At 67.0% G+C, this 13638-nt stretch carries 13 protein-coding genes; 11 read left to right on the top strand and 2 right to left on the bottom strand.

Going from position 1 to position 13638, the window contains the following annotated elements; all coding sequences use genetic code 11:
- Nucleotides 1–25: 25 nt before the first annotated feature.
- The 3 genes from RW112_RS19500 (at nt 26) to RW112_RS19490 (ending at nt 3411) form a co-directional block, all read left to right on the top strand.
- Nucleotides 26–931, top strand: coding sequence for an SRPBCC family protein (locus RW112_RS19500; protein WP_317783341.1), 906 nt, complete (start codon nt 26–28; stop codon nt 929–931).
- Nucleotides 932–1118: 187 nt separating this feature from the next.
- On the top strand, nt 1119–2441 hold the full coding sequence (locus tag RW112_RS19495) for an HNH endonuclease (RefSeq protein WP_317783392.1): 1323 nt from the start codon (nt 1119–1121) through the stop codon (nt 2439–2441).
- 352 nt (nt 2442–2793) lie between these two features.
- Nucleotides 2794–3411: a uracil-DNA glycosylase gene (locus RW112_RS19490; protein WP_317783340.1), complete on the top strand. Its 618-nt coding sequence runs from the start codon at nt 2794–2796 to the stop codon at nt 3409–3411.
- A gap of 11 nt (nt 3412–3422) precedes the next feature.
- On the opposite strand, the gene RW112_RS19485 is transcribed toward RW112_RS19490, so the two are convergent.
- On the bottom strand, nt 3423–4652 hold the full coding sequence (locus tag RW112_RS19485; RefSeq protein ID WP_317783339.1) for a type II toxin-antitoxin system HipA family toxin: 1230 nt from the start codon (nt 4650–4652) through the stop codon (nt 3423–3425).
- The gene (locus RW112_RS19480; RefSeq protein WP_317783338.1) at nt 4649–4987 is read right to left on the bottom strand and encodes a type II toxin-antitoxin system Y4mF family antitoxin; all 339 of its coding nucleotides are present in this window, start codon (nt 4985–4987) and stop codon (nt 4649–4651) included. The genes RW112_RS19485 and RW112_RS19480 overlap by 4 nt, the downstream gene beginning before the upstream one ends.
- A gap of 193 nt (nt 4988–5180) precedes the next feature.
- Here RW112_RS19480 and RW112_RS19475 point away from each other — a divergent pair, with 193 nt between their 5' ends.
- The 8 genes from RW112_RS19475 (at nt 5181) to RW112_RS19440 (ending at nt 13526) form a co-directional block, all read left to right on the top strand.
- Nucleotides 5181–5888, top strand: coding sequence for a FadR/GntR family transcriptional regulator (locus RW112_RS19475; RefSeq protein ID WP_317783337.1), 708 nt, complete (start codon nt 5181–5183; stop codon nt 5886–5888).
- A gap of 53 nt (nt 5889–5941) precedes the next feature.
- A complete protein-coding gene (locus tag RW112_RS19470) occupies nt 5942–6991 on the top strand; it encodes an asparaginase (RefSeq protein WP_317783336.1) in 1050 nt (349 codons plus the stop codon).
- Between the two features lie 48 nt (nt 6992–7039).
- Entirely contained in the window at nt 7040–8455 is a 1416-nt protein-coding gene (locus RW112_RS19465; RefSeq protein WP_317783335.1) for an aspartate ammonia-lyase, read from the top strand.
- A 21-nt stretch (nt 8456–8476) separates the two neighbouring features.
- Nucleotides 8477–10033, top strand: a complete 1557-nt coding sequence (locus RW112_RS19460) for an amino acid permease (RefSeq protein WP_317783334.1) — start codon at nt 8477–8479, stop codon at nt 10031–10033.
- 214 nt (nt 10034–10247) lie between these two features.
- Nucleotides 10248–11195 carry an L-lactate dehydrogenase gene (locus RW112_RS19455; protein ID WP_305942756.1) on the top strand — a complete coding sequence of 316 codons (948 nt, stop codon included), beginning with the start codon at nt 10248–10250 and terminating at the stop codon, nt 11193–11195.
- Between the two features lie 70 nt (nt 11196–11265).
- Nucleotides 11266–11808 (top strand): hypothetical protein, encoded by a 543-nt coding sequence (locus RW112_RS19450; RefSeq protein ID WP_317783333.1) that lies wholly within the window; start codon nt 11266–11268, stop codon nt 11806–11808.
- Between the two features lie 137 nt (nt 11809–11945).
- On the top strand, nt 11946–12563 hold the full coding sequence (locus tag RW112_RS19445; RefSeq protein ID WP_317783332.1) for a DUF305 domain-containing protein: 618 nt from the start codon (nt 11946–11948) through the stop codon (nt 12561–12563).
- A gap of 84 nt (nt 12564–12647) precedes the next feature.
- Nucleotides 12648–13526, top strand: a complete 879-nt coding sequence (locus RW112_RS19440; RefSeq protein ID WP_317783331.1) for a F510_1955 family glycosylhydrolase — start codon at nt 12648–12650, stop codon at nt 13524–13526.
- Nucleotides 13527–13638: the final 112 nt, after the last annotated feature.

Genomic DNA, 13638 nt, shown 5'->3' with positions numbered 1-13638 from the left:
ACCCGTCCTAGTCAAAGGAGACACCATGAGCACGAAGGTCGAGAAACGCATTCTGGTCAACGTCCCGACAAGCACGGCGTACAACCAGTGGACCCAGTTCGAGGAATTTCCACACTTCATGGGTGGCGTCAAGAGCGTGACGCAACTGAGCGACGACCGCCTTGAATGGGTGGCCGAAATCGCGGGCGTCCGCCGGAAGTGGGAGGCGAAGATCCTGGAGCAGGTTCCGGACCGCAAGGTCGCCTGGGCCGCGACCGAAGGCGCAACCAACGCAGGGACCGTAACCTTCGAAGACGTGGGAGGGGGCCAGACGTCGGTGCAGCTCTCACTCGAATACGAACCGGAAGGGATCGTAGAAACCATCGGAGACAAACTTCACGTCGTTGACCGCCAGGTGGACGCGGACCTGAAGAGGTTCAAGGAGTTCATCGAAGACGAAGGCTATGCAAGCGGCGCGTGGCGCGGGACCGTCAACGAGGGCGCTGCACCGGCGACGCCCGGGGTGGACGCCGCAGCGGCATCACGCGGCGATTCCGGCAAGGCCGGCGTCTCCGGAAAGATGGCGGCGGGAGTCGGGGTTGCCGCTGCGGCCGCAGCCGGAGTGGCCGCGAGCATGCGGGACAAGGACACGGAGCCGGCCCGCGACACCACCGCGCCGGTTTCCGGGACACCGGTCTCAGCCGTTCCGGCCACCGACGCTTCCGGGTACGTGGAGCCGGCGGAAACGGCGGGCGCCACAGCCGGCACGGGCTCCGCTTTGAGCGACGAACGGATCGCCAAGCCGTTCGACCAGACCAACGGACTGGTGGACTTCGAGGGCGATTCGGACGAAACGGCCGACAGTGACACGCGCAGTGCGGCTGAACGCCGGGACGAGGAAAGGCGCGACGGCGGCCTGCCGCCTGCTGCGGGGACCCTCGGCCAGCACTAGGAGTCATCCCACCAGGGGCGAGCACAAGGGGCGTCGCCTCCCGTCCGGAACGGGAGGCGACGCCCTTTGCCTGTTCCCTCAGCAAGCGGCGTTAAATGTCGGTGGTCACGGGGACACTTAGTGCATGGACGGCGGGCAGGGACCTGAAGTGGTCTCCGAGGCAGCAAGCGGTGTGACGGTCACGGAAATGATCCGCACCCTGGCTGACGCGCGGCCCGCCGCGGACAGCGCGGGGATGATTGACCAGCTCCGTGAACTTGAGGAGCTGAAGTCTGCTGTGGCCGCACGACAGGCCCGGATCGCGGTTGCCTTCGACTTAAAGCAGCGCAGTGAGCAGGCCCGCGCCGGCATGCCCGCCGAAGAGCTCGGCACCGGCGTCGCAGCCCAGATCGCCCTCGCCCGCCGGGAATCGCCAGCCAGGGGCAGCCGGCTACTGGGCTTGGCGAAGGCGCTCGTCACCGAGATGCCGCACACCCTCGCCGGCTTGGAGTCGGGTCAGCTGAGTGAATGGCGCGCCACACTGTTGGTGCGGGAGACTGCCTGCCTCTCCCCGGCCGACCGCAGCGCCGTTGACGAAGAGTTGGCGTCCGACGTCGGGACGTTCAGTGGAGCAGGCGACCGTGCGGTGATTGCCGCGGCACGGACAGCTGCCTATCGGCGCGATCCACGCTCCGTTGCGGACCGCGCCAGCCACGCCGCCGCCGAGCGTCATGTCAGTCTCCGCCCCGCGCCCGACACCATGTGCTATTTGACGGCGTTCCTCCCGGTCGCGGAGGGTGTGGCGGTCCACGCGGAGCTCACGAGGCATGCGGACAAGTTCAGATCCGGCGGAGACGCCCGCTCCCGCGGCCAGGTCATGGCCGATGCGCTGGTGGAACGCATCACAGGAACGGCAGTCGGAATCAGCGGGGTCGAGATCCAGCTGGTCATGACGGACCGCACGCTGTTCCAGGGCGACAGCGAGCCGGCCCGGCTCCCGGGCTACGGCATTGTCCCTGCGGAGTGGGCCCGGAAGATCGCTGTCCGGGGCCATGACCGTCCCCTGAACGTTTGGCTCCGTCGGCTCTACACCGCCCCGGGCAGCGGGGATCTCGTGGCGATGGACTCGAGGGCAAGGCTCTTCCCGCCCGGATTGGGCCGCTTCATCCAGGTCCGCGACCACACCTGCCGCACGCCATATTGCGACGCTCCGATCAGGCATCTGGATCACGTGCTGCCCTGGCACCGCGGCGGAACCACCACGCAAGGCAACGGCGCCGGACTCTGTGAGGCCTGCAACCACACCAAGGAAGCCCCCGGCTGGGCCGCCCGACCACGGCCAGGCCCCCGCCATACAGTCCAGCTGACAACGCCAACGGGGCATAGCTACCAGTACACAGCTCCGCCGCTGCCGGGACATTCGCCGCCCGATCAAGCAGCATCCCGTCACCGCCGGGAACTCCGGCACCAGGCCAAGGCGCTCAAGCGCGGCAAGCTTAGATCCATGCCGCATAGCTCCGTGGCCGCATAGCTCCGGCGGCCGGAGAGGGCAGTGGCCTCAATGGCTGATGCGCGCGACTGAACGGGCAAGGACGGCCTTAAACACGAAAGACCTGCAGGTACCTTCGCGATCTCGCTATGGAGACGGCCCGGACATTCGCATGTCCCGAACGGCCCGCGTTATCTGAACGGTTACCTGCAGGCGCTTTAAGCGTACGCCCGTATGTTCCGCCCGGAAATAGGTCGTGAGACTCTTGCCGCTGAGCCCCACCACGATGCCGGCAACCCCGGTTTCTGGAAACCCGCAGAACACCAACCCCGGCCAAAAGCGTAGAGTGGAACCAGACGCCTGATTCTGGACGCCGTGTGCTGAGGGAGAAATCGTGACGATTGACTGGGACGAAAAAAAGGCCCTGCTGCAGGAACCGAACATCGCAGCTGTAACCCAGCTTTGCGACGAACTGATGGAAAAGAAGCCGGGCTCAATAGTCCCGTATATCGATCCCGTTCACGACGAAGACGAATGCAGGATCGTCAGCCTCCACGTCAGTCCCGGCAAGGGCACCGAATCGGGCTTTGTATCGCACTTCAATGACGACGAAGCAGCCCGGCGGGCCACCTCAATCTACGAAATCGTGGAACTCGACCCCCGCTACGTCATGCCGTGGAACGCCTACCCCTGGGTGCGCGACCCCGATCTCCCCTCAGCCCTCAACGTCCAGGAGAAGACGGACGGCTTGCGGCCCTTCCGCCAGTTCCTGAAGATCAACAAGCGCGTCTCGGCCATCATCGCCCACGGCACGGATGCCCAGACCTTCCTGACCCTCTTCGAAAAGACATACCACCAGTCCCTGAAAAACTCCGGGATTAAGGTCTACAAGGCAAGCGCCCTCGGCGGCCGGGCCTTCGCGGTCTCCGCCAACAAGCAGGAAGAACTGCTGAGCAAGAGCGTCGAGATCTACAGGGACGCAATGCAGCGGGCCGGGATCCAGCACCTCTAGGCACAGCTTCCCTACCCTTCCAGCAGCCTCCGCCGGTGCTTGAGCTCCTTGAGCCACGACTTGGTGACCGTCGCCGAAAACGGCGAGGCGCCGTCGTCGTTCGTTGAAGCAAAAGCGGTCCCGGACTCCAGGTCGGCCACCAACGGACCCGAGGCCTTCAATCCGAGCTCCAGCACCTGAACAGCGGCGCGCTCTGCCAGTCCCAGACCCGTTGCCCAGCCCAGGAAATGCTTCCGCGAGATCCCGGTGCGTTTGCCGGCCAGCGTGAGGGCGAGCGTTTTATCCCCGTAAACCACTGTGGAGGGGATGTCGTAAACCGGGGCGATGGACCACTCCCCCGACGGCTGCTGCACCATCGACACGTTCTTCGCATGGAGGTCACCGTTGCCGCTCAGCCATGCAAAAGCCGCCTGGATGGCCAGGTTCCGCAACGCCGGCAGCGGCGCTGAACAATACTCCGCCAGGGCGTGGCACACCTGCCCGTACCCCACGTTGTACTTGTCCGCCGGGTACAACCCCAGCACCTGCGCACCGTCCTCGACGGCGAGCCGCTGCACCGCACCGTGCGCACCGCCTGCCAACGGGATCCGGTCGAACCGCTCCACCAACAGCCCCGGCCGGCCCTCGACGTCCCGGATCAACCGCACTCTGCTCAGCGGTATCCGCAGCTTGGCAGCGTAGCGGAACATCACCAGTTCGTTCTCCACCACGTGCGGGAACTCCGGCGCATTGAGCTTGAGGATGTAGCGCCGCCCGGCGCTGGCCACGGGCATGGAGATCATCCCGGCGGACAGTTTGTCCTGCACTCCGGCAAGCGCCACGGGGTCGATCAGTCCGGAATCGCCCAGCAGCGCGTCGAAATCGACCGGCGCCTTGGGGTTCAGCTCGACGGCGTGTTCGTCCGGGTCCAGCGGCTCGCCGTGGCCAACGATCTGCACATCACCCACCGGGTTGGCGCCCGCCGCGATCAGGAGCGAGAGTTCGTCGTCAACGCTCGTCTTCACCGATCGACGAAGCGCGTTCAGCCGCCTTCCCTCCGGCAGCAGCCCGGTGAAGTACGGCGGCGCTGCTCCCGCGGCGGACAGCACGGGCTCAGTGCTCAGCGGCAGCGAACTGGCGACGGCGGGACCTCCCGCCGCGAGGTAGGCGGGCAGGTAGCTGAACCTGGTGCCGCCGCCGTGCCGCTCGAGGCGGGCGGCCAGCACGCCGGCCTTGTAGACATCGGCGACGCGGTGCCTCATGGCTGGTGCTCCGTCGGTGCGGGGCCCTTAACCGCGGCCGGGGCGGGCTTGTGGTCGCGGGATGCGGGTACGCCCGACATGCCGCCGACAGCGGACTGGCCGCCTATGGCGCGCGCAGCGGTTCGTGTCCGCGTGGCCAGCTGAAGCTCCAGTCCCAGCGTCTCCAGCAGTGCCAGGAGGGAATCCAGCTGAACGCTGCGCTTCCCCTGTTCCACAAAGCGCACGAAGCGCTCCGAGACGCCGGCGAGTTGGGCAAGATCGTGCTGGGTCAGGCGCAGGGCTCCACGGCGCGCCCGGACCTCGGCGGCGAGCCGGTCAGTAAACGCGTCGACCATGGCCTGGCCTTTCTCATTGCTGGCGCTTCCTAGAGGCACGAACGTACCGATTGAGCGTGGACTTAAAGTCTACGAGCGAGCCATGGGCCCGTAAAGGGCCAAATCGGAACGAACGTACCGGGCGCAGGCGATTCCCCGTCAGATGCGTGCGGACACAATTGACACCCCGTGTGACCCGTGCCATATTTTAAGCGTGAACCTGTCAGACAGCCGGACAGCAGGACAGCCCGGAACCCAGCCCCTCGCCCGCCTTAGCGCGGCCGAAGCCGTCTTCAACGTCCTCCGCGCGGAAATCGAGTCCGGCAAGCTTGAAGTCGGCGCCAAGCTGAGCTCCGAAGCCACGCTCTCCCAGCAGTACGGGGTGAGCCGTTCGGTGGTCCGTGAGGCACTGCGCTCCTGCAACGCCCTCGGCCTCACCACCACCAAGACCGGCCGCGGCACGTTCGTAGTGGCCAGCCGGGTAGCCAAAGACCTGGTGCTCGGCCAGTACTCCGCCTTGGACCTCACCGAGGCCCGCCCCCACATCGAAGTCCCCGCCGCCGGCCTGGCCGCCCAGCGCCGCACTCCGGAGGAACTTGACGGGCTGCGCGACATCGTCGCCGCCATGGCGGCCGAGGACGACCCCGAAGCCTGGGTAACCCTCGACTCCAGCTTCCACGCTGCCGTGGCCCGCGCCAGCCACAATAAGGTTTTCGAAAACGTCGTCGCCGACATCCGCGACGCCCTGGCGCACCAGTCAGAAACCCTCAACATGGTGGCCGACCGCCAGCACGCCTCGGACCAGGAACACCAGCGGATCCTGGCCGCCATCGAATCCGGCAATGCCGCCGAGGCCAGCGCCGCCATGCAGGAGCACCTGCAGGCCGTGGGCGCAGCCCTCGACTCCATCCTCAGCCAGTAGCCGCACCAAACCCATCACGCAACCGACGCCGCACCACCGATCCCAAGGACTCCATGCTCTCCCCTGCCTTGCCCGCCCACGCCCACGCTCCAGCACAGGAACAGGATCTTTTGACCCTGCCGCAGCACACACCGTTGGCCGTGCAGACCCGCGACGGGCTCGTGGAAAGCATCCACTACGGCTCGGTGATCGCCACCGTCCAGGACGCAACCGCCGACGGCGGCCTCCGCACGCTGCTTTCGGCGGGCGACCCGCTGGCCCCCTTCTACCCGCGCTCGTCCCTCAAACCCCTGCAGGCCGTCGCCATGGTCAGCGCCGGCCTTGACCTGCCCGCCGACCTCCTTGCCCTCACCGCCGCCAGCCACTCCGGAGCAGCCATCCACCGCGACGGCGCCCTGCACATCCTCGAGATGCACGGGTTGACAGCTGACGCCCTGGAGAACAGCACCGACCTCCCGTACGGCCCGGACGAACGCGAAGAATGGCTCCGCGCCGGCGGAACCGCCACCCGGCTAGCCCAGAACTGCTCCGGCAAACACGCCGCCATGGCCGCCACCTGCGTGATCAACGGCTGGCCGGTCCGCGGGTACCTTGATCCGGGACACCCCCTGCAGCAGCTGGTTGCCGCCACCGTCCGGGAACTCACCGGCGAACAGCCCCAGCGCACCAGCACTGACGGCTGCGGCACTCCGCTCTTCGCCCTCACCCTCCGCGGCATGGCCCGGGCCTTCGGCCGCCTCGCCGCCGCGGTGGTGACCGATCCCAGGAGTCCGGAAGCCGCCGTCGGACGTTCCATGATGCAGCACCCCGACATGGTGGCTGGCGAGGGCCGCGACGTCACCGAACTGATGCGCCTGCTCCCGGGAGCGGTGGCCAAGGACGGATTCGAAGGCGTCCAGCTCGTGGGGCTGCCGGACGGCAGCGCCGTGGCCGTGAAGATTTCCGACGGCGGCGACCGCGCCCGCATGCCGGTCACCGTCCGCGCGCTGGAAGCGCTCGACGTCGACACCTCACCGCTGGCGGGCATCGCCACCGGCGCTGTCCTGGGCGGCGGCCGTCCCGTCGGCAAGCTGACGGCAACCGACTTCGTCCCGGCAAACTAGCCGCCCCCAACCAACCCATCTCCCCAGCCACGCCTCCCGAGGATATTCATGACCGAAACTGCATCCCCCGCCGCTTTCCGTTCCGAGCACGACCTGCTGGGTGACCGCGACGTCCCCGCTTCCGCGTACTGGGGCGTCCACACGCTCCGCGCCGTGGAGAACTTCCCCATCAGCGGCCAGCCGCTCTCCTCCAACATGCACCTGGTCCGCGGCCTGGCCGCCGTGAAGCTCGCCGCCGCCCGCACCAACCGCGAACTCGGCCTGCTCGACGCCGAACGCGCCGACGCCATCGAGGCCGCCTGCACCGACGTCCTGAACGGCAAACTCAGCGACCAGTTCGTCGTCGACGTCATCCAGGGCGGCGCCGGAACATCCTCGAACATGAACGCCAACGAAGTCATCGCCAACCGCGCCCTGGAAATCCTCGGACACCCCAAAGGCGACTACACCCGCCTCCACCCGAACGACCACGTCAACCTCTCCCAGTCCACCAACGACGTCTACCCCACCGCCGTGAAACTCGGCACCATCTTCGCCGCCCGCGAACTACTCGCCGCCCTGGCAGAACTCGAAGAAGCCTTCGCAGCCAAAGCCGCCGAATTCCGCACCGTGGTCAAAATGGGACGCACCCAGCTCCAGGACGCCGTCCCCATGACCCTCGGCCAGGAATTCGGAACCTACGCCGTCACCATCGGCGAAGACCGGCTCCGCCTGGCCGAAGCGGACCTGCTGATCCACGAAATCAACCTCGGCGCCACCGCCATCGGCACCGGCCTGAACGCCCCTGCCGGCTACGCCGAAACAGCCTGCCGGCACCTGGCCGACATCACCGGCCTGCCCCTGGTCACCGCCATGGACCTCATCGAAGCCACCCAGGACGTCGGCGCCTTCGTACACCTCTCCGGCGTCCTCAAACGCGTGGCCGTGAAACTCTCCAAAATCTGCAACGACCTGCGCCTGCTCTCCTCCGGCCCCCGCGCCGGCCTCGGCGAAATCAACCTCCCCGCCGTGCAGTCCGGCTCCTCCATCATGCCCGGCAAAATCAACCCGGTGATCCCGGAAGTCGTCTCCCAGGTCGCCTACGAAGTCATCGGCAACGACGTCACCATCACCATGGCCGCCGAAGCCGGACAACTCCAGCTCAACGCCTTCGAACCCATCATCGTCCACAGCCTCCACAAGAGCATCTCCCACCTCGAAGCCGCCTGCCGCACCCTCACCGCACGCTGCGTCCGGGGCATCACCGCCAACACCGAACACCTCCGCCTCACCGTCGAACAATCCATCGGCCTGGTCACAGCACTGAACCCCCACCTCGGCTACGCCACCGCCACCGCCATCGCCCAGGAAGCCCTCGCCACCGGCAAGGGCGTTGCCGAACTCGTCCTCGAACACCAGCTGCTCACCGCCGAGCAACTCGAAGAACTCCTCAGCCCCCAACGCCTGGCCAACCTCAGCAAGTAGTCCCTCAACTAAGGACCCCACATGACACAGCCCCAGCAGGACACTGCCCAAAAGCAGGTCATCACCGACCACACCATCCCGGCGCACGCCCACGCCTCCGAAGCCACCCTCCACCGCGAGGACGAGGGCTACCACAAGGGACTCAAGCCCCGGCAGGTCCAAATGATCGCCATCGGCGGTGCGATCGGCACCGGGCTCTTCATGGGCGCCGGCGGCCGGCTGGCCACTGCCGGGCCGGCCCTCATCATCAGCTACGCGGTGTGCGGCTTCTTTGCCTTCATGATCCTCCGCGCCCTCGGCGAGCTCGTGATGCACCGCCCTTCGTCCGGATCGTTCGTTTCCTACGCCCGTGAGTTCTTCGGCGAGAAGGCCGCCTTCGTCACCGGCTGGCTGTACTGGCTGAACTGGGCGATGACCGCAATCGTGGATATCACCGCCGTCGCGCTTTACATGAACTTCTTCAAGAAATACTGGGCACCCATTGCGGACGTTGACCAGTGGGTCTGGGCGCTGACGGCCCTGATCCTGGTCCTCGGCCTGAACCTGGTCTCAGTCAAGGTCTTCGGCGAGCTCGAGTTCTGGTTCGCGCTCATCAAGGTGGTGGCGCTGGTGACCTTCCTGGTGGTGGGCATCTACTTCGTCATCTTCGGCACCCCGGTGGACGGCCAGCAGGTGGGCTTCAGCTTGATCGCGGACAACGGCGGCATGTTCCCCAACGGGCTGCTGCCTGCGATTGTGGTGATGCAGGGCGTGGTGTTCGCCTACGCTTCGATCGAGCTGATCGGCACCGCGGCCGGCGAAACCGAGAACCCGGAAAAGATCATGCCCAAGGCCATCAACACGGTGATCGTCCGTATTGCGGTGTTCTACGTCGGCTCCCTGGTGCTGCTTTCCCTGCTGCTGCCGTACACCTCGTACAAAGCCGGCGAAAGCCCGTTCGTCACCTTCTTCGGCTCCATCGGGGTGGAGGGCGTGGACGCCATCATGAACCTGGTGGTCCTCACGGCGGCGCTGTCCTCGCTCAACGCCGGCCTGTACTCCACCGGCCGCATCATGCGCTCCATGTCAGTCACCGGCTCCGCCCCCAAGTTCGCCGCCCGCATGAACAAGGCCGGTGTCCCCTACGGCGGCATCGCCCTGACCGCTGCCGTGGCTGTCCTGGGTGTGGTGCTCAACGCCATCGTGCCCGCCGAAGCCTTCGAAATCGTCCTGAACGTGGCGTCGCTGGGCATCATCAGCACCTGGGCCGTGATTGTGCTGTGCCAGATGCAGCTGGCCCGGCTGGCCAAGCGCGGCGAACTCCTGAGGCCGGCGTTCCGGATGCCTGGTGCACCGGTGACCGGCTGGATCACGCTGGCTTTCCTGCTGGCAGTGCTGGTCCTGATGGCCTTCGACTCGCCCGTGGGCACCTGGACCATTGCCTCGCTGCTGGTGGTCATTCCGGCGCTGATGCTGGGCTGGCGCCTCTGCCGGGACCGGGTCCTGGAGCTTGCCGCGGTCCGCGACGGTTTCACCGGCCCCTACCCGCTCGTGGCCAACCGGCCGGGTCCGGGTGCAGGCTCGACGGACAAGAGCTAACCACCCACGAATTCCGGTAGCGCGAACGGACACTTGCGGCCCCAAAATCTTCGGATTCAAAGGCCGCAAGTGTCCGTTCGCGCTTTTGTGGGGGGCTTAAGTGTCCGTTCGCGCTTGTGTGCGGGCGCTGCTGACTGGGTAGCATGAAGCCATTGCGGGCAGTTGCACCACCAGCGCGGGTCCTGGCACTCCGGGGCCGGGGAAGAGGTAACTCATGTCAGGATCCAAACTTGCCGTGGTGGGTGCCGGGAGCGTGGGCACATCGCTGGCCTACGCCGCCCTGATCCGGGGTTCGGCCAGCAACATCGCGCTGTTCGACGTCAACGCCCTCAAAGCCGAGGCTGAAGTCCTGGACCTCGCCCACGGCACCCAGTTCGCCGCCGCAGCCGCCACCGTCACCGGCGGCGGCGACATCGCCGTGACGGAAGGCGCCGACGTCGTGGTGATCACCGCCGGGGCAAAGCAGGCGCCGGGCCAGACCCGCCTGGACCTGGCCGGGACGAACGTCCGCATCCTCGAACAGCTCATGCCGCAACTGCTGGAACAAGCCCCGGACGCGGTCTACGTCCTGGTCACCAACCCCTGCGATGTGCTCACTGTAGCGGCGCAGAAAATCTCCGGGCTGCCCCCCGAACGCGTCTTCTCCTCCGGCACCGTGCTGGATACCTCGCGGCTGCGGTGGCTGCTTGCCCGCCGTGCCGGCGTCTCCGTGGCCAGCGTCCATGCCAGCATGGTGGGCGAGCACGGCGACACGGAGTTTCCCGTCTGGTCCGGCGCCACGATCGGCCCCGTCCCCATCCGCGAGTGGGAGGACGACGGCGAACGCATCTTTACACCGGACTACCTCGCCGAGACGGCCCGCGAAGTGACGCAGGCGGCGTACAAGGTCATCGCCGGCAAGGGAGCTACCAACTACGCCATCGGGCTCTCCGGCGCACGGATCGTGGAAGCCCTGCTCCGGGACGAGAACGCCGTCCTGCCCGTGTCCACCGTGCTGGACGGACAGTACGGGATCTCGGGCGTGGCGCTGTCGCTTCCCAGCATTGTGGGACGCGGCGGTGTGCGCCGCGTGCTTCACACGCCCATGGACGACGGCGAACTGGCGGCGCTGCAGCATTCGGCAGACACGTTGCGGAACACCATGGGTACGCTGGGAATCTAAAACCTGCATCCGTCGTTGAACGGGTGGACGCTACAGCCACTGCGCACGGTACCAAGGAAGGGAGAACGCTGTGCCTCACATTGCCGGCTCCCTGTCCTTCCGTGCGGGATCCTTCCCTGCGGGCCGCTGGTACCGGCCCGCCCTGTTTCTGGGCGTCCTCGCAATCCTGGCCGGATTCATCGGCATGCACGTCTTGGCGCCCTCGCACACACAGCACGGCCCGGTGGCCCTGGCAGCCGTTCCCGCCGGCACCCTCGCAACCCACGCAACCCACGCCACAGCACCGAGTGCAGAGGCCCACACCGCGCCAAGCGCCATGGTGGACGGTACAGCGCACGCCGCAGCCTTGGATCCTGCGTCCGCCCGGCCCATGGGCAGCAGCGCACCGGAACCGCCGCCGTCGTGCGTTTCCACCGGCGAAACCGGCGAGATGTCTGCCCCGCACGCAAGCTGCATTCCTGCACCGGCCACCGCGGGCTTGTCGGCGCCGCCCCCCGGCACCACATCTTTGTCCGGCCCGGAACCGGCAACGGACACCGGCCGGGTGCTGTACGCCTACGCGCACGTGCCCGGCAGTCCCACGCCCGGCGAACTCTCTATCAGCCGGACGTAAACCGGCACCTGCACCGTGACGCTCCCGGTGCTTCCGCTGCCCAGGGATGCCGGCTCCCCGCGTTGAACACCCGCGCACCGAAGCCAGGCATCCGCCCTCCCGGCGCCCATGCCGGATTCCCGAAGGACACCATTCACATGAAGAAGAAACTCACCCTTTCAGCCGCTGCCCTGGCAGCCGTCATCACACTCGCCGGCTGCGGCTCGAACGCCACCAGCGGCTCCTCGTCCATGCCCGCGGACCACGGGGCAATGAGCTCCAGTTCCGCACCGTCGGGCAGCGCTGCCATGGGCCATAATTCCGCGGACACGCTGTTCACCCAGTCCATGATTCCGCACCACGCACAGGCCGTGGAAATGAGCGACATGATGCTCGGCAAGCAGGGCGTAAACCCGGCCATCACCGACCTGGCCACCAAGATCAAGGCCGCGCAGGGCCCGGAAATCGAACAGATGAACGGCTGGCTCAAAGGCTGGAACGAACCCACCACCATGGCCGGGCACGGCGAAGCGGGCCACAGCATGTCCGGCATGATGAGCGACGACGACCTCAAGGCGCTCGACGCCGCCCAGGGCACGGAAGCTGAGAAGCTGTTCCTCACCCAGATGATCGCGCACCACGAGGGCGCCGTGCAGATGGCAAAGGCCCAAATGGCCGACGGGCAGAACAGCGACGCCGTAAAGCTCGCCCAGGAGATCGTTACCGCCCAGGAGGCTGAAATCAAGCAGATGCAGGACCTGCTGGCGACGCTTTAGTCCGCCGGTCCCCGGCGCCGGACCGGGCCCACCCCTGGTTCGGCGCCACCGTCCGTTACCCATTCCAAGCCGCTGGAGCCTGCCTTGTATCCAATCCATGCTGCCCGGCGCGGCCGCCTCATCGCTGCCGTATCGGGCCTCGTTCTATTTCTCACGGGCTGCTCAGCCGCCCAGCAGCCAACCAGCGGAGGTGCCAGTCAGCAGGCACCCCGGCAGGGCCTGCCCAACAGCCACGTCCATGGCCTGTCCGTCAACGGGGAGACCGGCAAGCCGCTCCTTGCTACCCACGACGGCTTGTTCGACCTTTCGACAAACCCGGCAGTCAGGATCGGGCCCGGGCACGACCTCATGGGGTTCACTGCCGGCCCTGACCAGGGCACGTTGTACGCTTCGGGCCACCCGGAGAAAGGCTCAACACTTCCGGACCCGCTCGGCCTGATGCGCTCAACCGACGGCGGCGCCACCTGGGAGCCCCTCTCCAGGCAGGGGGCATCCGACTTTCACGCCCTGACCACCACGGCCTCCGGGTTCGTTGCGTTCGACGACGCCCTTCGGGTCAGCTCCGACGGAAAGTCATGGCAAAAGGTGGCGGCATCCTTCGTCCCGGCCGCCCTGGCTGGAAGCCCGGACGGCAACGTAGTGCTCGCCACCACCGCGGAGGGACTGCAGCGGTCCACTGACGGCGGCGGCACCTGGACGTTGAACCGCGCCGCCCCGGTCCTCCGGTTCGTGGCTTTCGTCGGCGGCAACGACGTCATAGGGGTGGAGCCAGGCGGCGCAGTCCACCAGTCCCGCGACGGCGGCAGCAGCTGGGTTCCGCGCGGGACCCTGCCAGGCGAGGTGTACGCCATTGACGCGTCAAGTGGCAGCGGCGGCCCCGTGCGTGTGTGGGCAGCCACGTCAGGCGGGCTGCTGGAGTCTGACGACGCCGGGGTCACCTTCCGTCCCCACAGTCCCTCCTAGCGTGGTTGCGCCGGCGTAATGCAACGCCGGCGCAACCCCGGGCGCGGTCCGGTTCGCATATGCTCAGCTAAGAAGTTCACGCTGGCTCAACGACGAACCACCTCGGGAGAAA

The sequence above is a fragment of the Arthrobacter sp. B10-11 genome (assembly GCF_033142195.1).
In the GTDB taxonomy this organism is placed as follows: domain Bacteria; phylum Actinomycetota; class Actinomycetes; order Actinomycetales; family Micrococcaceae; genus Arthrobacter; species Arthrobacter oryzae_C.
The sequence above is the reverse complement of the archived record's forward strand: the minus strand, read 5'-3'. Positions and strand labels throughout refer to the sequence as shown.